The sequence below is a fragment of the Pelagicoccus sp. SDUM812003 genome, assembly GCF_031127815.1.
Classification (GTDB): domain Bacteria; phylum Verrucomicrobiota; class Verrucomicrobiia; order Opitutales; family Opitutaceae; genus Pelagicoccus.
In genome coordinates, this window is sequence record NZ_JARXHY010000012.1 from 25,999 (window position 1) to 48,360 (window position 22,362).

Sequence of the window (22,362 nt, forward strand, 5' to 3'; positions counted from 1 at the left end):
CGGCAGAAAATCGACCTCTCCCCCGTGAGTCTACGCGCTCAGCTGCGCTTGAGAAACGCGTGACGAAAATTCGAATACACGGGAAAAATGGATACGCCCGGCGGGATTGCCTGCTTGAGTCCGTCCTTATCGACAGCGGCGCCTAGCGCCGGTCCAGGTCTCGGTGGCCGAACGGGACTAGTTGGGTTTCCTGGGTCGTGAACTGCGAGTCGTTGACGGAGAAGATGGGTGGGGCGGCATCTCTGTCGCGATCGAAATGGCAGTGGCGAAATTCGATGCCTTTCGCATCGTCGAGCATGATGGCGGGCCGGGCGTCCTCCTTTAGCAAGGAAGAGGAAACGTCGGAAAACGTGACGTTTCTCGCGTGCCGGATGTAGAGCGCATACGCCGGCAGGAGGCCGAACATGCTAGGTTCCGGATAGGCGGCTGGGCGTTCCGGTACGTGGAACGGGTCGCGCGGACCGGTAACGCCGGGTTCGTCCGATCGGAGGAAGAAGGGATTGACCAGGCTTGGGTCTTGCTGAGCGACTTGCTCCAGCGAGAGCCCACCACGGTAGTGGATGCGAATGTTGCTGAATCTGATGTCTTCGATTTCGTGTCCGGGTTCGCCTACGATCTGAGACGCGTATCGGGAATCTGCATCGAATACGTTGACGTTGGAAATGGATACACGGCGGAGCTTTCCGATGGGAGTGCCCTCGGGGCCGCGGGCGCGGTTTCCCAGACGGAGGAAAAAGGGAGAGTTGGCGATGTGGCGCATCGTAATGTTGGATACAACCACGTCTTCGATAGTAGCGCCATCGACGGTCTCCAGGGCAAGGCCGCGACAGTGGTCGAAGAGGCAGTTGGTGATGGCGATGTTGCGAAAGTCGCCATTGGACTCGGTGCCGATCTTGATTCGTCCAGTCGGACCGTCGCCGTCCGTGGCTTTTTCGAAGCTGCGATCATAGATTCCGTCGATGAGGGAGCCGACCTGGTAGCCGCTGACCAAGCAGTCGGAAATAGTGATGTTTTCGCAGCTTCTCAGCTCGTTGAGAGCGTAGGAGGTCTTGAGGACGATCCCGTCGTCGAAAGGGGAGTTTATGGAGCAGTTCGTTATGCGAACGTTGCGGCAGCAATCGATGTCCAGCGCGTCCCGGTTGGTGTCAACCGTGATGCGGTCGATGGTGAGGTTGTCCACCCCGGTGGCAAGCAACGCGAAGTGCCCGCCGCGAAAGAGGGTGATGTCGCTCAGCGTGACGTTACGGCAGTTTTTCAAAGCGATGGCCTTGTTAGCGAAGTAGGGCTGCTCGCCGAGCTCGTAGTCGTGAAAGTCATCAATCTTGCCGTGGTTCGGTCCTTGAAACGGATTCGGCGGATCGCCGACTCGATCGATGTGGTGCGCCCCGCGCAGGGCGCGACCGTCGATGGCCCCGAAGCCGATGATGGCGATGTTCGTGAGGTTTTCTCCGTAGATGAGGCTGTTGCGAAAATAGCTGTGCCCAAAGTCCTGATACTTCTTCGATCCCGATTCGCTAGACTCTGGCAGGTCGTATCCAATCTTCCGATCAGGATCAGGATAAGCGGCAACCAAAGTGGCGCCGGCTTCCAGGTGGAGGGTCACGCCGTCGCGTAGGTGGAGGGTGTAGCTAAGGTAGGATCCCGCAGGAAAGACGACGGTGCCGCCTCCGGAAGCGTGAGCGTCATCGATCGCGCTTTGGATCGAGGCGGTGTCGTTCGTCTCGCCGTCGCCGCGAGCTCCAAAATCTAGGATCGTTTTTAGGAAGGGCATAAAGGGCCTAATTTGGCGCAAAACCTGACTACCTACCACGCCGAAAGGCGCATACAGTCAGATCGGTGGGGTGCACTGCAATTTCAGTTTTGAACGTCACTTAGAAATTAAGTAGATACACGAGTAAATGTCTCGCTTCGTGTAAGCGCAATTCCCATATAGTCGAAATTGCTTCGTGGTTATACTCCGAACAAAGGTCCCAAACCCCATCTCATGCGTTCTCCCCGATTTGCCCTGTTGGCCTTCGTCCAACTCAGTGTAGCTATTTTGTCAGCGAGCGGAGCCGAAATCTCTATCCCTGACCCCAACTTGGAAGCCGTCCTACGCGAGGCCTTGGCCAAACCAACTGGAACCCTAACGGATGCCGATCTCGCTACCCTGACCTTCCTCGACTCAAGCGGGTATTCGCTGGACGAGTCCGAGCGTATATCGGATCTGACGGGTTTAAATTACGCAGTGAATCTGGAGGAGCTGCGTTTGGACTATCATGAAATAGAGGACTTATCGCCACTTTGGACGCTGGAGAGTCTACTGGGACTATCGATGATCCACAATCGAATTGCCAGCATCGGTATCTTGGCGGCTATCCCACAGATCGAGTTGATCGACCTGAGACACAACCAGATTGAGGGAATCTCTGCATTGTGGGGATTTGACGACTTGGGGTACCTTGATCTGTCCTCCAATTTCATCGACCTCGACGACGCGTCAACCTCGAGCGTCGTCAATCACCTTCAAGGGGACGTGGCGGATCTCGATCTGTCTGACCAGCGAACGAAGTCGACTGAGATTTCTTCCCACGACACAGTATTTTCTTCCGAAGGTGGCACTGGCTCGATCGCCGTAAGCTCGAGTACGAGTTGGGCCGTCTCGGCCGATGTGGATTGGATCGAGATAGACCCCGAGATTGTGTCGGGATTCGAAGATGGGATTGTCCCATTCACTGTTTCGGCTTTGCCGGAGGGGGACACGCATCGCATTGGGAAGATCTCGGTGGAAGGGGTTTCGGTCGAAATCAGTCAAGGTGAACCTGTGACCGTTGAGGTAGCCGATAGCGTATTGGAGCAAGCAATACGTCTGGAACTCGATACGACAGTAGCGGCGCTGACGCAAACGCATCTCGCTGCCCTGACCAAGCTTAGAATAACAGCGGAGGACTTTGAGTCGCCCGACGCTCCTTTGAGCTCCCTTTCCGGCTTGGAGCATGCGACAAATTTAGAAGAGCTCGTTGTAAGCGGTTCCGATGTCTCGTCGTTGCAACCGATCTTGAATTTACCGAATCTGCAAACTTTGTATATCGATGGTGGATACTTAAGCGGACCTATCGATCTCTCCGACGCGAGCTCTCTGCGTTTCCTTACTCTAGCCGATTGCGGTCTCACCTCGCTGCCGAGTTTCTCCAGTTCGGTCGTAAACTTGTCGCTAAGTGGAAACGAAATCATCGATTTGGCCCCGCTCGCTGCTAGTACTCAACTAGAGTTCTTGAGCCTGAGTTATAATCGGATTTCCGATATTTCGCCAATTGCTGATTTGTCGGAATTGAGGAGTCTGTACTTGGATAACAATCTGATTCGAGATGTCGGTTCTCTCGAGGGGCTGGATCAGCTATCGGACCTGCAAATATACTCCAACCACCTTGTCAGCATCGAATCGTTGCTTGGCTTAACGGCTCTTTCCTCTTTGGGGCTGCATTACAACTATTTGGACCTCTCCGCTGAGAGTTTGCAAAACGAGTTTTTGCAGGAGCTTTCAGGGCGAGGAGTTTATATTGCTAACACGGTCCAATTCTCTCCAGAACCGATATTATCTGACTCGAGTTCGACTATCGGGGCAGAAGGAGGCATTGGCGAGATTGCCGTTTCTTGCAGCACCTACTGGCAAGCAACTACGGAAACGGAGTGGATCAGCGTGGTGGGAGATGCTAGTGGCTTTGGGGATGGCGTGATTGCCTATCAGTTGGAGTTCGCTCCCGATTTGATGGCTCCCCGCACTGGTGCCATAGAAGTTAACGGAGTTCGGATCGAGATCACCCAAGATGTCGAAGTGGATATTCCGGATCCTGTATTGAAGAGTTCACTACGCGCATTATTTGGTGGCCAAACCGACACCATTTGGATGACTGATTTGGCATCGCTAACATCATTATCGATCAACGGGAGTAGCAGCTCGACGGGTGAAGCTCTTTCTGATCTTAGTGGGCTCGAGTATGCTGTCAGTCTTGAGTCGATAGACGTCACCTATTCGTTGATCGAAAGTCTCGATCCCATTCGTGACTTGAGCTCGCTCCGTACGATTCGAATCGCCCATTCTGAGCTCCTAGATCCGGGCGATCTGTCTGGATTGGTCAATCTCAACAGTTTGGATCTTAGCTCGAATCGTTTGGAAGCGGTACCAATCGTGCCAGCCTCGATTCAGACGCTTAGTTTCACGAACAATCAAATAATCGATATAAGCGAAGTGGCAGGTCTGTCCGATTTGGAGAGCCTTAGTCTAAGCGGGAACCTAATTGAGGATATTTCTTCGCTGATCGGTCTGGATTCGTTGAAAACCCTGTATCTCAATGGGAATCAAGTCTACAGAACGACGGCCCTGCGGTCGCTAGTCGGATTGCAAACACTCGGCCTGGAACGCAACCATCTCGATAGCATGGTCGATTTAGAGGAGTTGAAAGACCTCTCAAACCTTTGGATCAGTCACAATTATATCGATTTCGCGGAGCCATCTGATCGGCTAGCGCTAGACGCTTTCAAGCAGCAGGGAGTCAATTTCATCAACGGAACGACGCAGAACCCCAACGTTACAAGTATTGGTCCGATTCTTACTCAGATCGGTCAAGCGGGAGGGAGTCGCACCCTCAGTGTCGCAGCGAATAGCTATTGGTCTGCTTCAACGGACGTTGATTGGATCACTGTAGTGGACGGTGAAGAACGCTTCAGCTCGGGAACGCTCACACTCGAGATAGCTGCCGCTCCGGATTTGGAGTCGAGCCGTACGGGGACCGTGAAAGTGGGTGATAACGAATTGAGTGTTGCCCAGTATTTGGATGCTCCGCCCCTTGATCCTGTAGTAGAAAAGTCGGTACGGATAGCGCTAGACAAGCCAGAAGGCCAGCTGCTTGAGCCCGATATGGAGCAGTTGTTTGTCCTGACGATCGAAGGCGATCTGGGTTCGGGTGGCGCTCAATCACCGGTATCGCTGTCGGGCCTAGAATTCGCGACGAACCTCGAAAGGCTTTCCGTAATAGAGTCAGACATCGAGGACTTAGCTCCCATTAGTCTTCTGTCCCGTTTGTCCTTCCTGCTGTTTTATAAGACGACTCTACCCGAAATGTTGGATTTCGGGTCTATGCATTCCTTGGACTACCTGGTGATAGATCACTGCGGACTCGAGCAGACACCAGTGATTCCAGACAGCCTCACAACCTTGAGTTTGCCCAACAATCAGATCGAACAGCTGGACTCGCTCGAAGGCAAAACGTCGCTGACTGAACTGTATCTCTCTTGGAATGAGATTTCCGACCTTTCATCCCTAGCCACTTTGACGAATCTGGAGAAGCTCTCTATCGACAACAATCAGGTGCGGGAAATCGATCCCATCAGCAGCTTGGAGTTCCTTGAATCCCTGTTCATTGGAGACAACCATCTTAGGTCGATAGAAGCACTGGCTGGTCTATCAGCGCTTAAGGAAGTGTATCTGACTAATAACTACATAGACTTTGAGTATGGTAGCGATGAGTATAGTCGCTTGGAAACGTTGATCGCTAGAGTGCCAACGGTTCACTTTGAAGGTCAGCTGACGCAAGTGTACAAAGTGGAACCACTTGGCTCGCTGGTGGGCCAAGCTGGAGCGATTCGGAGGCTTTCGGTTTTTTCAACGACCTTCTGGGACGTTGGATGCGACGCGGAGTGGATCGAAATTCTTGGGGCCGAGCAGCGCTTTGGGAATGACATCGTCGAGTACCGTATCGCTCCAGCAGCAGAGCTGAGCGAACGCAGAACCGCTACGATAGTGGTCGGCGAGGTAGAGGTACCCATCACGCAGTACCTAACGGTCGAGATCGAAGACAGGGCTCTTCGATATGCCATTCGTAGCGAACTGGGAATAGCTCGGGAGGAAATACTGGATGTTGATCTGGAGAGGCTCACTTATCTCTCCGTAGGCCAAGACAGTTTCCCTGATTCGACATGGAAGGTTGAGAGGCTGGACGGACTGGAGAACGCGAGCAATCTGGAACACCTAAGCTTGAGGCAACAAAGGGTGGCTAGTCTGACTCCAATCGCGAATCACAAAACTCTGAACTTTCTTCAAATCAGCGAAAACGAGGCGAAGCTCGGATCGATTGAATCGCTGGAGGAGATGGATAATCTGGAAATCCTCGGTATTTACGGAAGTGGACTTGCTGAATTGCCCACACTGCCAGCGGGGCTAAAGACGCTTGCGGCGACTCAGAATGAGATCAGCGATCTCGAGCCGCTAAGGGGGCTAGAGCATTTACGGTACGTGGAAGCGGCGAGGAATGATCTATCGAACCTGAACGCCTTGAAAGGCCTGACCTCTCTCGAATACCTTTACCTCGCCGAGAATAGAATCGATGATATTTCGGGATTAGCTGGTTTAACCAATTTGGAAGAGCTGACTATCTTCGGCAACCGAGTGAGGGATTTGCGAAGCCTTTCGGGTTTGCCGAAGTTGAAGGATCTGAATCTCTCTATGAATCACGTGCGAGATCTCGAGGGACTTGAAGAGTTGCCAAGCTTATTGAAAGCAAACCTGTCTCTTAACTTCGTCGACGCGCCCGAGGGTAGCAGGAATTCAGAAATCGTGCAGAAGCTGATAGATGAGAGCGTCGGAGTCACTATCGATACTCAGCAGCCCACCGACGCTTATCTCGACTATGAAACGTTCGATACAGGGTATTGGGAGAGCGAATACGCAATCGCCGTCTCATCGCTTACCTATTGGTCCGTGTCGGTCGATCAACCTTGGGTCGAGGTTTCGACAACCGAAGGCTTTGGGATCGGTCATTTTACCATTTCTCTCGCGGAAAATCCTTCTGATCAGAGTCGTATCGCAACGGTAGTTGTCGAGGGATCCGTTTTGGAGATTAGACAAAATGGTAGTGGTTCTGAATTGAGTCTAAGCATCTCTCACCGCGAGATTGGTTTCGAAGCGACACAATTCGAAGTCGAAGTAACCTCGGATGTGCATTGGACTGCTGGGTCTGATAGTAGCTGGCTTACGCTTCAAGGCAGAGAGGGGTTTGGCAGTTCGGCGATTCGGGTTTCCGTCGCCCCAAATTATTCAAACGCCAAGCGGACTGCAGTGGTGTCGATCGGTCCAAAGACGCTCACCGTCGTGCAGAGAGTGGATGCGGAGTATTTTCTGTTCCTAGATACATTGACCGTCGATGCGACTCAGGAGATCAACTGGCCAGCGGCGGACGCAGATGGGGATGGCGCGTCCAACATCGAGGAGTTCATTATCGGAACCGATCCTTTCGACGCGGCCTCGAAGCCCGTCCTAAAGGTAACGATGGCTGACGAGACGCTCAGTCTTCTTTCGAACGTAGGTAGGTCGGGAGTGTCGTTGACCTACGAATACAGCGAAGATATCGTGAATTGGCAGACCTTCGCGCCAGAAGCGAGTGCGGTCCAGGAAAACGGTCTCGTGAGAGCGAAGGTCACCTATCCCGAGGGAGAATCAGGCCGCTTCTATCGTGTTGGTTTCGATAGGCAGACTGTATCCGAATAGTGGATGCTTTGGGGGATTTAAGACTTCGTCAACTCAATATCCTTGCCGAACCACGCGGTTGATATTTAGCACGAGCAGAGCGGTGGCGATGATGATGCCGCTAACGATGTAGCCGAGCGTACCGTAGCGCTCTAGCGTTCCATCTGGCGATTGCGCCACGACCAGGCCTGCGATGATGGCGGCGAAACCGCCAGCCGCCTGCTGAATCGATGAGTTGACGCTCATGCATGTCCCTCGGTCTGCGGGGGCCGGCACTGCCGTCAGCAAGGTTTGAGCGGCGATCATTCGGGTGGATACGCCGATATAGAGGAAAGCGTTGAGCGCGATCACCAGCCAAAGCGGAGTGGGGCCGAGGTGAGTGAAAATGAGAATGAACACCATGGCGAGGGTTGAGCCGATGAGAAAGACCTGTAGCCTGCCGAGGCTGTCAGCTAGTCGGCCAGCGATGGGACCTGTGACTAAGGTGCAGGCTCCGGCGACCATGTACATGAGCGGGAGGCTATCGAGTTCGATTTTCAGATTCCCGACTGCGAAGGCGCTTGCGAAGGGCATCAGCATGTACCCGCCTGAGGAAAGCAGCGTCACCGTGGCGAAGCCTTGCAGATAACGGCGATTCGCCAGAGCTTTTCCGAGTTTGCGAAACGGATTTCTCATCTGCGGCTGTTCGAGGTGGGCATTGATCGGGCGCATGAAGCAGATGATCAGCACGATGACCACGAGACTGAGAGCGACAATTGCCAGGAAGGGCATGTGCCAGTCGAAATGCGTGGCGAGTAAAAGACCGATCGGCAGTCCGAAGATTTGACTGGCGGAGAACGCCATCTGCACGAAGCCGAGCACGCGACCGCGTTTCTCAAGGGGAAAGAGGTCCGTTACAATCGCGAAGCCGATGGAGCTCATCACGCCTCCGAAGAAGCCAGTTAGGGTCCGCGCGATCAGCAAGGTTTCGTAGTTTGGCGCAAGCCCGCAAAAGAGGGTGCCGACGATGAAACCTCCGTAAAAGAACAGGAGCATGCGCTTCCGGTCGAATCGATCCGCGAACCCAGCCGCTAGAAAAGCGGATATGCCCGCGGAGAAGGCGTAGGCGGAAACCACATGTCCGAATTGCTCGGTGGTGATGGAAAGCTCCTGCAGGAGGATCGCTCCAAGGGGAGAGAGCACCATGAAGTCCAGCACCACGGTGAACTGGATGATGGCGAGAAGCGCGATGGCAAACTTCTGGTAGCCGCTAAATGAAGCGTCTTTGGGGTTGTGTACTCTCTTCAAATTAACCCGGACCTAACACAGCGATGGCTCCGCGGCGAGAGCGTAGGGAGGACAAACGGGTAAATAGTGAGGACTCTGGCAGGCGCCCAAACGTGAAGTCGAATGGGGTCTAGCATAACTCACAGTGGACCACCTCCGCTTTCGATCGATTCGGTCTTATAGCAACCTTCTGATATCGGAAACTGGTTTCTGGGTCAACAACTGTATCCGTCAGATTGTGACGTAGCAGCGTTTGTTAGGTTTTATGCCTCGATAGGACGTATTCAAAAGTCAGCGATCTTGGACACGCATTGAGGTTGTGTTTAATGACTTCGAACGTCGATTTCGCTGAATAGCAATGCGTGGACGTATGTATCCATAAAACCATACGGATTGGTGTATCGCCAATTCAGCTACGCAAGGCAAATGACCTACATGTATATTCCTAATGGTAGAAAAAGAACCATTTCTGCTGGCATGATGGGTAGAATGCCCTATCGATAATGTCGCCGTTTCCCGCCTGTCTCCAATTCAACCTCCTCTTGTGCCATGAGCGATGGAACACCTGACTATCTGGTGCCGCGTATGGGTGACCTTCCTGTGTCCTCTTCGCGATTTTATCAAACTGCTTCTATCACTCGCATGCGTGTGCCGCCTTCAGCCGATGGCGGACAGCCGCTCGAACTGAGGCCGATTGAAGGATCGATTCCCGCCCCGAGACCTGGTTCCTTTTCGACGGGCCTGCCCGCAGAAGGCGTGCTACTAACGCACGAACAGAGTTGGATCATACAAGGCACGGCCCTCGGCCCGCTTTTGCACAGCGTTTGTCTTGCTCCGGGAGAAATCACGCAAATCGCAGTCAGCAACCGAACAAGGAGCGTATTGGAAAACTCGGTCGATAAAGGGCTGCAACAGGAAAACCTCGCCCAAAGCAGCGACTCCACGAGTTCGTTGCACGAGTCGGAAGACGCCAAGACCAAAGATTCGCAATCGGGAAGTTCGGTCGCTTCCAGTAGCAGCATGTCGAGCGAGGCTGGGGTTGGCGGTTTGCTTGGGGGCCTGGGCGTCTCAGCGGGTGGAGGGTCGAATCTCGCGGCGAGCAACCAAGCCAGCGTCAGTACCGGGAATCGATCCGTTGCCGATCAGTCTAGCCAGTCGTTGCACCAACGCGCTCAGGTGGAGGCGAGACTGGCCCGGGCCCGTCACACCGCGTCCATCCGTGAAGTATCGGAGTCGGATAGCTTGTCTCTCGAATCGCGGGTGGTGGCTAACTACAACCACATGCACGCCTTGACGATGCAGTACTTCGAGGTCGATCAGGTATACCGGCTTCGGACGCGTGTCACCAGCGCGGAACGGCTCATCTTTTTGCCGATCCGCCAAATCGATTTTCTCAATGAATCGGAAACCAAAGCCGCGATTCTTCGCTATGAGAAGCCCCTCATTGAGGCGACTCGCGACTTGGGCCTAGATCGCTTGGCGGCGAAGATCCAAGCGGAGGGCTGGAAATTCGAGAAGGAACAGGCGAAGGCGGCTCGGGAAAAAACGAAACGCCAGGTCCCGAGTGCACCGACTAATCTCACGGTGTCAGCCGGTGATGAAGGCGCCGTGCTTAGCGCGGAAGAGGTAATTGTCGATGTCGACCTCGAACGTGAAAAGCTGGAAGAGGCAGGAGCGGTATCCAACATACAAAGACTAGAGAACAAACTAAAGGATACGCGGGCCGATCTCACTGAGGAGCGTAAGATCAGAATCGCTGCCGAAGATCGCGTTCTTGAAGCACGGGATTCCTTGCGGGAAGCAGGCGACATCGGCTTGGCGGCGCGAGCGAGGCTTCAGCGTGAACTCTCGACTGCGAAGGCGGAGAAGATCGCGGCAGAGCAGAAGATTGAAACGATCAAGAAAAACATCGATGAACTAAGGGCAAGGCTTCAGCGCGAACGTCGTGTCGAAGCGGATACAGAAGCGGCGGAGAGCATTAGTTTCAAGGAAATGTGCGAATTGATGGACGAGCATCGCGTCGCCCTCAACCAAGGGCTTTGGCTTCGCCTGGCTCCGAGTACGACCTCGGCGTTTCTTCGTGGTCGAGTAGCCCGGGGCGAATCCTTGGGAGATACTGTCGATCCCAATCCGGTCGCCGTCTCGGGTAACTATCTGGGCTTTCGCTGGCGCTTTGCTGACGACGACGCGGCGACCACGTTTGAAAAGCAATACCTCAGCAGCGTTGAGCTCGAAGACAGCGTAGCGCTTTCTACGGGCGGCGTATTCGGCGAAGCAGTACTTGGCGAATCGAACGCTTCCGAAAAGATCGATCTCACCCGATTCTGGAACTGGAAAGACGCTCTCCCACCAATCATGCCCGCTGAGATCGGTCCGCTGGGACAGCAAAAACTGGATACGCTGCAGACGGCCTCGCCCGCCAGCGTGCCAGATTCGAAAGTCGACCCGGGCCCGATTTCGTTCCCTCAAGTCGCCTCTGGTATTCCTTCCATAACTGCGGCCTTGTCGAATCCCGATCTTTTCCGCGACATGAGCGGCAAGGAGACGACCGCCGCCCTCGCGAAATCGGCCCTCGAGCTATCTTCCGCAGGCGCCAGCGAGGCAGGGCGACTCGCCAGCGAGAACTACAAGAAATTCCTTTCCCTGCAACGAGCGGTTGCTTCATCGGTTTTGGACGCCACGAAGCAGAAGGATCTCGACCCGACCATCGCTGGTGGCGTCCTAAACTCGGAAGAATCCGCCCTCGGCGTCGCCGATAAGACAGAGGAAACGAGCGAGGACAGCGGGGGCGACGAAGAACTCGATGTCGTTTTTGAACCGGAGGAAACAACCGACAGCACTCCAGCCCCGAACCCCTCGAATCCATGAGCGCCGCACGATCAAACACTTGGCAAAACGCCGTCGACAAGCACTTCGCCCGTGCTCGCAGACAGGAGAAAGAAAGCGGCGACCGATTTGCCCCCAACGTGGATTTGCCACTGTCGCACGTGAAGGTCTACGAGACGCTGACCATTACGGAAGTCGATCCGCAGGCCGAGCAAACGGCGGAGCTGGACCAGCCTGTCGATCTCTTGCAGGTCGATCCATCCGCTCCGTTGATCGGTGGTCCGGCGGTTGGCGTCATCTTGCGCTACGAGCAAGCGTGGCGCATGAAAGGACTCTCGCTCGGGCGCTTGTTGCACTCGCTTAGCTTAGCGCCGGGAGAGGTCACTCAAGTGGCCATGGTCGATTGGGAGCGAGGCACTCGAGCTGGAACATCCGAGGATGTGGATGAGGCGGAAGACGCTTCAAAGTCCGCCAGTCGCGATCGCATGTCCCATGAAGTGACTCAAGCAGTCGAGAGTGAGGTCACTGCCGGTGGTTCGTCGACCCTCTCTTCCAATACCCAAGTGGATGGAGGCATCGGCGGCGTGCTGGGTTTTCTCGGGGGCAGCGCTTCGGCATCTGCCAATTCCGGGATCGCTACCAGCGCGAACTGGAGCACAGGCTCTCGAAACGCCAGCGCGGATTCGTTGCAGAAGATCAGAGAAAAGACCGCTCAACACGCGGCCAATACGCGATCTCGCAAGGCCACGCTGGTGCAGGAAGTTTCCGAAACTCAGACCGAGCAATTTAAGACGCGAGTGGTGGCAAACTACAATCACATGCACTCGCTCAACATGCAGTACTTCGAGGTGCTGCAAGTGTATGAGCTAGCGACCCGGCCAGTGAAAGCTGAGCGCTGTCTATTTCTGCCCATGCAGGTGATGACGTTCGATGATGAAACTGTGAGGGACTTCTCAAAGCCGCTCTCGAAGGCAGCTTTCGCCATGGGCATGCCAGTCTTGGCCGAAGCCATTCTCCATTTCGGGCTGACTCAGGAACAGAGTGAAAAACAGATCGAGTCCCACCTCACCAAAGTCAGCTTAGCGAAAAGAAGTATTCAAGCATCGACTACGAATCTTGAAAGAGCCAAGGGGAACGTGAGCCGTTTGGAAACGGAGCTTCCTCGCTCGCAGAGGACCCTTGACGATGCGAATACCAAACTTTCCGAGTTGCTCCAAGAATTGGATACGATCGAACGCAGGCAAGTGGAACTTCGATCGGAGAAGGATCAGCTCGCGAAGAGCCAAAGAGAAACGAGAAAATCCAAACAGCAGCTCGATCGGTCGATTCAGAAGGCTCTCGATGAAGTCAACCGATTCAGGATCCCGGGGATGCAAACGTTTCACTCGATCTCGGAAGTCGAGTCTTTCTTCGAAAATTCAGCGTTTAGCGGCATAGCCGGATCGATCCGTCCCACTCTGGCAAAGGTCCGTGCGGAAGAAGCGGCGATTGAAACCCAAATGGCTAAAAACAAAAGCCTAGAACTCGCCATCACGAACGCGCAAGCGGCCCTTGTGGCTCAGAGCGCTAACCTGAAGACAGCAGCGCAATCGGCCCGCCGGACGTTAACAGCGGCTGAAACGGTCCACTCAAAAGTGAAGTCTCGGCTTATCGCAGAAAAGAAGGCGGTCACCACCGCCAGAGAACAACTGGTCGCAGCCAAGGAAACGTTTGAGGAAGCCCAGAGGTTACACGCCGCAGCGATCGCCGGATCAGAAACGAAAAGCGAAGATCTCAAGTCGCGGCTAAACGCTCGAAAACTGGAATTCAATCAAGCCATTTGGGCTCAGTTCGATCCCTCGTCGGTCGAGGCAATTCTGGCGGGCCGCGGTCATCAAGGCTTCTCGCTCATCGACACGGTGAATCCGAAGCCCATGGCCATCATCGGGACCTACGTCGGATTCCGTTGGGGCTTTCCAGACGACAAAGCGGGCGTCGCCGCGGAAAAGGAATTTTCCAAACGTTACCTCGATGACTTCAGTGATGCCGCATTGGATACACATGTTCTGCCTACCGGAGGCGTCTTCGCGGAGGCGGTACTGGGTCGAGCGAATGCGGCGGAGAAACTGGACATCACCCGCTACTGGCATTGGGACAAGGATACGATTCCGATTCAGCCGACCGCCATTCGCAAGCTCACCCAGCAGCGCCATGCGGCGAGAGCCCAAGCCAATCCAGGCGCGCTCGGCGATCCGGTCGTCCGAACGGAGGCCTTGCCGACTGCTCCGCCTGGTCCTGGGCACGAGATGGCGAACGTCATCGCGGCCTCCGCGTTTCGCGATATGAGCGGATCGGGAGTGATCAAAGATCTGCTCGAAGCTGGCCAGAAAGCGGCGAAGGATGGAAGCGCCAACGCCCAGGAACTCGCCCATAAAAATATCTCGGAGTACATCGATCATATCGAGCAGCTGCTGCCCGAAGTGACCAATCTGATCGGTAGTGGAAAACTGGATCCCTCCACCATGGGAGCCCTAAACAACGCCTTGGGCGAAGGGGGAGCGATCAACCCGGAAGCTCTCCTAGGGCTGGCATCCGAAGCCGGTCTCATGGCGCTCTAAAAGAAACAAGAGGAGATATTGCCATGGCTCGACGGATTTTTAGTTTACGCGATCAGAGATACGACACCTACCAGAAGCAGATAGGATCTGTAAGCGCTTGGCTGATACGCTGCCTGGAAAAGAGCGGGCGACCCAGCGTGAGCTGGACCGCGTCCCAGCGGAATAAGACCAATGCCGCCCTGGCAAACATTCCGCAAAATCAGCAGGATCTATTCGCTGGCTGGCGAGGGCTGGGAGTTCCAACCGCGGGTCACTGGAAGCTGGAACATGGAGGTTGGGGCGAGTATTTCATGTCCATCCTAGCGGAGCCAGGGAGTCGGACCAGCTTACACGGTTCGGAAGCCAAGAAAGCCCTGAAACGCGTCGTCACCGCCTCGAGTCGCGTGCGAATCATCACTTTCAAAGTTCGCAAGAAGGGCGGAAGTACACGCCTTTTCGCCATGGCGGCAGTCGTGGAGGAAGACCAGGTCCACCTCTTCGATCCGGCGGTTGGACTCAGCACGGTCGACGTCACAGAGGCCTTCTATTGGTTTGGTCGGTATATGGATAGCAACTACGGCCCGAGCGAAGCGATCGAGCAGTGGCACACCTATCTCGTCACAGTGGTCGACTTGTTCTTCACTTGGTTCGGACCACCGCCCCAAGCGAATCAGGCCGGGCAGCATCCGGACACCATGGGGCCGGACAAAATTGCGACTTCGGGCTTCGCAGATCCGTTTCCGCCTCGCGTCAAGTTCTGTTGCGAATTGTCACACGTTCGCCACTACAAGCAGGTTTTACCGAGGACGGTCGACGTCTTCTGCCCAGATGATCTCTTACCTGGAGGACAGCTTGATTCCGGGCCGCAAATGCAGAAGCCGGATTACAACCAGCTGGACAGCTGCGTCGCCTCGATTTTATCGAAATCCACCCGAGCGGGGAGCACCGTTCGCGAACGCGTGAATGCAAAAAACATCTGGTCGCTCTACTGTATCTGGAAGTTTGGTGGGTATCACATGGACAACGGAGTTATTCCTGCCCGCGATGGAGCAGGGGAACTTCATTTTCCGGTTCCCGAAACCTTTGGCATCGCCGAGATTTCCGGACTTTCGGTCCAGGATGGGCATGCGCCGACTCCGCGCAAGGTGAGCCATTGGAAGGGCGCGTTTGGGAAATCCGGTTTTCACTGCGCGGCGATCCGCGACGAAAATGGCTTCCTAGTAAATGAGTTGCTGGCGAAAAACGGTCTCAAAGCGCTCAAGACCAAATTGCAGTTGCACGACAAGTTCGACGTCTGGCTCATGCGAGCGCCTCGTGGAGACCGAGCGGTTCGCCAGGCCCTGAAATTCTACATCTATCTTTGGTACAAGATGGATGAGGTCTTCAGCGAACACCATGCGAAGCCGGCCTTCCGTTTGGACAGCGAATTCTACAAAAACGCCAGTCGTGCCTCTATCCTCTCAGCAGTCGCCACCGGCATGACGCATCCCGAAGCGAATAGCGGGAAATGTAGCGCTCTAAAATCGTTGCCGGCCCATAGCCTCATGCCAGCCATCAATGACAACGCTCGCGGCCTTGCGGTCTACGTCGATGAGTTGAAAGTGCGAAAAATAGGGTTTCGCAGTCACGGCTAGCCGTGGCGAGTTCGATTATCAGTTTCGCTCAAACCCGGACGGTCCGGGCCTGATTTCTACTGAGGACGCCTGAAGAAGCGGGGGTTGCGCTCGATGAAGGTTCGGATTCCGCTTTCGATAAAGGAGCGTTTCCGGCGCCTCATGTACCACCAGCCTAGCAGACTGATGATCAGGGCTCCCAGGGTATCCACGATGAGATCCCACATGGTGTCGGTGAGGCCGGACGGGTCGTTGAACATCGGCTTTTGCATTTGCGTGCCGAAAACCTGGTCCATGGTGAATTCGAAGATTTCCCAGACGGCGCCGATCGCCACGGCGAAGACAAAAGCGAAGAAGGCCACGAAGCGCGGTCGCATGGTGAGTTCGATCCTCGCATTCTCGTTGAGCAAATAGACCAGAAGAAAGCCCAGGATGCCGAGCAGGAAGCCCGAGGTGGTGTGTAGAGCGATATCCCACCACCAGATACGAACATAGAATTGGCGAAGCTCGCCCAGGAAGAGAGCGGCGAAGACGAAACCAATCGCCATGAGCTGGAATTCCGGAGGGATGTAGACTTGGAAGCGTCGGCCTAGGATGATAGGAGACATGGTCGCTAACATAATGGCGATGACCAGAAAAGCGGTGAACCACTGCCCTCGAAGCAGAACGACCGCGAGCTCAAGGGTCATGATCGCTTGAATCAAGATCACCGCGTATTTGTGGATGCGAGACGCTCTGCTCTGCACCAGATCTGGCTGCTGGTTCGATACCTCTGATTCGCTCATATCCCGGAGGGTAGCGTGATCGCTTGGTGAATTCCAATCTTGGAATGCGGTTAGACGTCCGCCGCTTTTCCTGTTGAACCGAATCCTCAGCTGGGCTTTGCATAGTCAATGAATAGCAAGAAGGAGATCGTGGAGGACTGGCTGCCTCGCTACACCGGAACGGAGCTAAAGGCGTTTGGAGACTACATCCTGCTATGCAATTTCGACCAGTATCTGGAGCTCTTCGCCGAACGTTTCGGAGTGGAGATCAAAGGAGCGGGCAAGCCTATGCAGTGCGTCACCGCAGGTCGCATCAGTCTGGTAAACTTCGGTATCGGCAGCCCGTCCGCAGCTACCATCATCGACCTGCTCACCGCGGTGAAACCAAAGGCCGCCCTGTTTCTGGGAAAATGCGGCGGGCTCAAGCACGTGGCGAATGTAGGCTCGTTTGTGCTACCCATCGCGGCGATTCGCGGGGAAGGGACGAGTTCCGACTACATGCCGCCAGAGGTGCCCGCTCTTCCCGCTTTCGCCTTGCAGAAGGCGATTTCCACCACCATTCGCGACAACGGCTTCGACTACTGGACGGGCACGGTTTACACCACCAATCGACGCGTCTGGGAGCATGACGAGCGTTTCAGAGAGTATCTCAGAAAGACGCGGGCCATCGCGGTGGACATGGAAACCGCGACCATTTTCGTGGCCAGCTTCGCCAACGAAATCCCCTCGGGCGCTCTGCTGCTGGTATCGGATCAGCCCATGCTGCCGGAAGGGATAAAAACCGGCGCCAGCGACCGCACGGTAGACCAATCCTACGTGGAGAAGCACCTGGACATCGGCATCAAAGCCCTCGAGCAGCTGATCAACAAAGGCGAGACCATCAAACACCTGAAGTTCTAGGGTAGGGCACGACCGCCGGGCGTGCCGCGAAACTCTGTCCATACTGTAATTTTCTCAATCGTCCGGCGCGGCGTGCCCGGCGGTCACGCCCTACCGTTTGTAGGGCCAGTCTTCGGGGGTATTGCAGAGGCCGGCTCGTACTGGGTTATTCAATACGTAACTCCACTTTTCGTCGAGTTCGGCTTGATTGCGGATGCGGTGGTCGAAGAAGTTGGATTGCCAGTTGATACCGAGCTTCTTGGAGGTGTATTGCTTCCAATCGGATATCGTTTTGGTTATCGACTGAAACTGCGAGAAGGCAATGAAAGCATGCAAGTGGTCCGGCATGAGAAGCATTAGATCGACGTTCCACTGGAGGAGCTTCTCGCGATAGATGACCGTGTCGAAGAGCGCGTTTGCGAGTGTTGAATGCGCTAGGGTGTTGGCATACCGTTTTGCGCAATTGATTGTGATGAAGTAGACGGCGTCATCCGGCACCCATGGAGGAGGGGTATGCGGAAGACGTTTGCGTTCGGGTAACATGGTAGGGTCCGACCGCCGGGCGGACCGCGACGGTTGGTTAATTCGGATTAGATCTAAGAGTGGAGAGTTGGGAAAGATGATCGGCTTGGCGCGGCGTGCCCGGCGGTCACGCCCTACCAGGGGAACGCTTTGAGCGTTTCTTCCAGGGCGGACACGTTGGCGGCGCCGCCCATGGCGAAGTCGGGTTTGCCTCCGCCGCGGCCGTCGAGCTTGGCGGTGAGGTCGCGGATGATATCGCCTGCTTTGTGGCCCGCCTTGATGGCTTCTTGTGATGAGAATGCCACTACGCTGACCTTGCCTTTGACTTCGGCTCCCAGCACCACCACGCCTTCGCCGAGCTTGCCGATGAGGTTGGCTCCAAGCTGGCGCAAAGCATTGGGATCGCTGGCTTCCACCTTGGCGGTCACCAACTTGAGACCGTTACTTTCCTTGGCGGACAGGAGGAGCTCGTCGGCCAGGTTGCCAGCGGCTTTTTGCTGAAAGCTCTTGAACTTCTTTTCCAGTTCCGCATTGCGGGCCAGAACGGTGTCGATCTTTTTTACCAGCTCGGCGGTGGGAGCGGAAAGGAGCTTTGAAGCGGCGGCGAGGGTGGACTCGACGTCGTTGAGATGTGAATACAGGCTGTTCCCGGATATCGCCTCGATACGGCGGGTGCCGGCGGCGATGCCCGCTTCGCTCGCCACCTTGAGGAGTCCGATTTCGCCGGTGGCGCGGACGTGGGTGCCGCCGCAGAGCTCGACCGAGAAGCCGCCGATGTCGACCACGCGCACGATGTTGCCGTACTTTTCGCCGAAGAAGGCGATGACGTTTTCCGGCTTTTCATCGAACGGCGTTTCGAACCACTTGACCTTGCTGTTAGCGAGGATGCGCTGGTTGCAGAGGCGTTCGATCTCGGCCAGCTGATCGGGCTTGATGGCTTCGAAGTGGGAGAAATCGAAGCGCAGACGTTGCTCGTCGACGTAGGAACCGGCTTGGTGCACGTGGTCGCCGAGGACTTTGCGCAGGGCCCAATGAAGAATGTGGGTGGCGCTGTGGTGGCGCTCGATGCCGCGGCGGCGGGAGTGGTCTACGATGAGGTTGGCTTCGCTGCCGATGGCGAGGGCGGAAACGTCGCCCGAGACCTTGTGCAGGTGGCGGCCGTTGGGGTCCTTGATGGTGTCGAGGACGTCGAAGTGGAGTTCGTCGAAATTGATTTCGCCCGAGTCGCCAACCTGGCCGCCCATTTCAGCGTAAAAAGGAGTGTGGTTGAAAACGAGATACGCGGAGTCGTCTTCGCCTTTGACGATGTCGATGAGTTCGGCTTCGTCGGCCAGGGTTTCGAAGCCGATGAACTTGGTGGCTTCAGCAGGGGCGTCGGAGTCCGCGACGAGGATATCGGTTTTCTTCTGGGAAGCGCGAGCACGCTGGCGCTGTTTTTCCATCTCGGCTTCGAAGCCGTTGGTGTCGACGCTGATGCCCTTTTGCTTAGCCATGAGCTCGGTGAGGTCGAGCGGGAAGCCGTAGGTGTCGTAGAGGGTGAAGGCGTTGTTGCCGGAGATCTTGCCTTCGTCGCTGGCGATCTTTTCGAAGAGCTGGATGCCGCGGTCGAGGGTGCGGCCGAAGGCGTCTTCTTCGGACTTGATGATCTTCTGGATGACGTCCTTTTGCTTTTTCAGCTCGGGGAAGACGTGTCCTAGCTGAGCCACTACAACGGGGACGAGGCCGGAGAAGAATCCGTTTTCGAGGCCGAGCTTGCGTCCGTACATGACGGCGCGACGGAGGATGCGGCGCAGAACGTAGTTGCGTCCTTCATTGCCCGGGAGAATTCCGTCGGCGATAGCGCAGGAAAGGCAACGAGCGTGGTCGGCGAGCACGCGGAAGATGACGTCCTTCATTTCCAGCTCGGAGACGTTGTCGACGTCCTCAGGCATGGTGGCGGCGTACTTGTGTCCGGACAGCTCGGTGAGGTGATCGAACAGGGTGGTGAAGAGATCCGAGTTGTAGTTGGACGGTGGAGACGAGAAGTCGGTGAAGTTCTTGGTGGTAGCGAGGATGCCGGCCACGCGTTCGAAGCCCATGCCGGTGTCGATGTGCTGAGCTTTGAGGGGAACGAAGTCGCCTTCGGGCGTGGCGTTGAACTGGATGAAGACCAGATTCCAGATCTCGATGCAGTAGGGGGAGTCGGCGTTGACGAGTGAGCCTTTTGTATCGCCGGCAGGAGTGAGGTCGACGTGGAGCTCGGAGCAGGGGCCGCAGGGACCGGTGTCGCCCATCATCCAGAAGTTATCCTTCTTGTTGCCGTAGACGATGTGGACTTCAGGATCGAGGCCGGCCTTTTCGAAGATAGCTTTCCAGAAGTCGTAGGCTTCCTGGTCAAAGGAGGCGGGATCGCCTTCGCCCGGCTGATAGACGGAGGCGTAGAGGCGGTTGACAGGGAATCTCCAGACTTCGGTGATCAGTTCCCAAGCCCACTCGATGGCTTCCTTTTTGAAGTAGTCGCCGATGGACCAGTTGCCCAGCATCTCGAAGAAGGTGTGGTGGTAGGTGTCGAGGCCGACGTCTTCCAGGTCGTTGTGCTTGCCGCCGGCGCGGATGCACTTCTGGGTGTCGGCGATGCGGGGATTGGGCGTTTCACGTTCGCCCAGGAAGTAGGGCACGAACTGGTTCATGCCTGCGTTGGTGAAGAGCAGGTTCGGCGCGTCCGGCATGAGGGAAGCGGAGGGCACGATGGCGTGCTGCTTGGACTTGAAAAAGTCGAGGAAGGACTGACGTAGTTGGTCGGAGGTCATGCTAGGATGTGCCGTATTTGTTTTTTGCCCACGAATTTCACGAATCTTTTTGAGAGCCTGAATCCTTCTGATCGAAGGATTCTATCTTATGATTCGTTTCCATTCTAGTTTTTGATCGTGGCCGAAGTTTATGAGAATACCGAGACGGAGATTGGACGCTCTGAGGTAGTTTAGGATTTGGGATTCTTCGCGTTTTGTGAGCTTTTCGATGGCTTTGAGCTCGATAAGGATTTCGTGATAGGCGATGAGGTCGGCGAAGTACTCTTTGTTGAGAGTGTGTCCCTTGTAGGTGATGTGTAGTGGTGGCTGGGATACGAAAGGAATCGAATTGGAGTTGAGCTCGAACTCGTATGCTTCTTGGTAGACTTGTTCTAGAAACTCTGAACCGAGTTCGTTGTAAACCTCGAAGGCCGCGCCGACGAGCTTGTAACACTCGTCGGCAAACAGGACTTCTTGATTCGTGCTCATTCGAGCGATTCGTGGGCGAACTTTCTACAGTCTTTCGATGATGGCGGCGGCCATTTCTTTGGTGCCGATGCTGGGTTTGCCGAAGGCGATGTCGCCGGTGCGTTGGCCGTCCATGACGGCTTGCTTGACGGCCTTTTCGATCTTTTGCGCGATTTCTTCTTCGCCGAAGCTGTAGCGGAGCATGAGGGCGGCGCTGAGGATCTGGGCGCAGGGGTTGGCGATGCCTTTGCCTGCGATGTCGGGAGCGGTGCCTCCGGATGGCTCGTAGAGACCGAAGGGGAGACCGAGGCGATTCTTGCCGGTGCCGAGGGAGGCGGAGGAGAGCATGCCGAGGCTGCCGCAAACGATGCCCATTTCATCCGAAAGGATGTCGCCGAACATGTTTTCGGTCACGATGACGTCGAATTGGTTCGGATCGCGGGCGAGTTGCATGGCGGCGTTGTCCACGTACATGTGGGTGAGCTGAAGCTCCGGGGCCTTGGCCTTGATGTACTCGGTAGCGGTCTTGCGCCAGAGCACGGAAGTGGTGAGCACGTTGGCCTTGTCGACGGAGCAGATCCTGCCGGAGCGGGACTTTGCGGAGGCGATGGCCACGTCGAGGATGCGTTCGATCTCGGACTTCTTGTAGACCATCTCGTCGGTGGCTTGGATGTCGCCATCGGGGAGCTCTTCGGTGCGCTTGGGGCCGAAGTAGATGCCGCCGGTGAGCTCGCGCACGCAGACGATGTCGATGCCTTCGGGGATGCGCTCGGTTTTTAGCGGGGAGGCGTCGGTGAGTTCCTTGTAGAGGAGGCCTGGGCGGAGGTTGGCGAAGAGTGAGAAGTGTTTTCTGATGGGCAGCAGGGCGGCGCGCTCGGGCTGCTCGGCCGGAGGGAGGTTTTCCCACTTGGGGCCGCCAATGGAGCCGAAGAGGATGGCGTCGGCGTCTTCGCAGATCTTGACGGTGGAGTCGGGAAGGGCCTTGCCTTCGTTGTCGATGCCGGCTCCGCCGACGTGGGCTTCGGTGTAGTCGAGAGCGATGCCGGCGGGCTCGGTGGCGGCCTTGAGGACGTCGAGAGCGACGGTCATAACTTCCGGACCGATGTAGTCACCGGGGAGAACTGCGAATTTGAGCGTTTTCATGAAGGGGGCCATTGAGAGGGAAAACGCTGGATTTTA

12 protein-coding genes are annotated in these 22,362 nt (G+C 55.7%); 5 read left to right on the forward strand and 7 right to left on the reverse strand.

Going from position 1 to position 22,362, the window contains the following annotated elements; translation table 11 throughout:
* Nucleotides 1-142: 142 nt before the first annotated feature.
* Entirely contained in the window at nucleotides 143-1,771 is a 1,629-nt protein-coding gene (locus tag QEH54_RS15800) for a glycoside hydrolase family 28 protein (RefSeq protein ID WP_309019675.1), read from the reverse strand.
* Between the two features lie 213 nt (nucleotides 1,772-1,984).
* Between QEH54_RS15800 and QEH54_RS15805 the strand changes: the two genes are divergently transcribed.
* Entirely contained in the window at nucleotides 1,985-7,522 is a 5,538-nt protein-coding gene (locus QEH54_RS15805; protein ID WP_309019676.1) for a leucine-rich repeat domain-containing protein, read from the forward strand.
* 33 nt (nucleotides 7,523-7,555) lie between these two features.
* On the opposite strand, the gene QEH54_RS15810 is transcribed toward QEH54_RS15805, so the two are convergent.
* The gene (locus QEH54_RS15810) at nucleotides 7,556-8,788 is read right to left on the reverse strand and encodes an MFS transporter (protein ID WP_309019677.1); all 1,233 of its coding nucleotides are present in this window, start codon (nucleotides 8,786-8,788) and stop codon (nucleotides 7,556-7,558) included.
* A 528-nt stretch (nucleotides 8,789-9,316) separates the two neighbouring features.
* Here QEH54_RS15810 and QEH54_RS15815 point away from each other — a divergent pair.
* Genes QEH54_RS15815 through QEH54_RS15825 form a run of 3 tightly spaced genes read left to right on the forward strand, consistent with a single transcriptional unit; the run spans nucleotide 9,317 to nucleotide 15,803 of the window.
* Nucleotides 9,317-11,635, forward strand: coding sequence for a hypothetical protein (locus QEH54_RS15815; RefSeq protein ID WP_309019678.1), 2,319 nt, complete (start codon nucleotides 9,317-9,319; stop codon nucleotides 11,633-11,635).
* Nucleotides 11,632-14,190, forward strand: coding sequence for a hypothetical protein (locus tag QEH54_RS15820; RefSeq protein WP_309019679.1), 2,559 nt, complete (start codon nucleotides 11,632-11,634; stop codon nucleotides 14,188-14,190). Before QEH54_RS15815 ends, QEH54_RS15820 begins: the two co-directional genes overlap by 4 nt.
* Before the next feature lie 23 nt (nucleotides 14,191-14,213).
* Nucleotides 14,214-15,803 (forward strand): hypothetical protein, encoded by a 1,590-nt coding sequence (locus QEH54_RS15825; RefSeq protein WP_309019680.1) that lies wholly within the window; start codon nucleotides 14,214-14,216, stop codon nucleotides 15,801-15,803.
* 56 nt (nucleotides 15,804-15,859) lie between these two features.
* On the opposite strand, the gene QEH54_RS15830 is transcribed toward QEH54_RS15825, so the two are convergent.
* A complete protein-coding gene (locus QEH54_RS15830) occupies nucleotides 15,860-16,567 on the reverse strand; it encodes a hypothetical protein (protein WP_309019681.1) in 708 nt (235 codons plus the stop codon).
* Between the two features lie 108 nt (nucleotides 16,568-16,675).
* Here QEH54_RS15830 and QEH54_RS15835 point away from each other — a divergent pair, with 108 nt between their 5' ends.
* A complete protein-coding gene (locus QEH54_RS15835) occupies nucleotides 16,676-17,446 on the forward strand; it encodes an AMP nucleosidase (protein ID WP_309019682.1) in 771 nt (256 codons plus the stop codon).
* Nucleotides 17,447-17,536: 90 nt separating this feature from the next.
* Here the strand turns inward: QEH54_RS15835 and QEH54_RS15840 are convergent, their stop codons facing one another.
* From QEH54_RS15840 to leuB, 4 genes are all read right to left on the reverse strand, one after another.
* Nucleotides 17,537-17,968 carry a transposase gene (locus QEH54_RS15840; protein WP_309019683.1) on the reverse strand — a complete coding sequence of 144 codons (432 nt, stop codon included), beginning with the start codon at nucleotides 17,966-17,968 and terminating at the stop codon, nucleotides 17,537-17,539.
* A gap of 113 nt (nucleotides 17,969-18,081) precedes the next feature.
* A complete protein-coding gene (gene alaS / locus QEH54_RS15845; protein ID WP_309019684.1) occupies nucleotides 18,082-20,736 on the reverse strand; it encodes an alanine--tRNA ligase in 2,655 nt (884 codons plus the stop codon).
* 81 nt (nucleotides 20,737-20,817) lie between these two features.
* Complete coding sequence (locus QEH54_RS15850) at nucleotides 20,818-21,204, reverse strand: GxxExxY protein (protein WP_309019685.1); 387 nt, start codon at nucleotides 21,202-21,204, stop codon at nucleotides 20,818-20,820.
* A gap of 24 nt (nucleotides 21,205-21,228) precedes the next feature.
* Nucleotides 21,229-22,326, reverse strand: coding sequence for a 3-isopropylmalate dehydrogenase (gene leuB / locus QEH54_RS15855; protein ID WP_309019686.1), 1,098 nt, complete (start codon nucleotides 22,324-22,326; stop codon nucleotides 21,229-21,231).
* Nucleotides 22,327-22,362 lie beyond the last annotated feature (36 nt).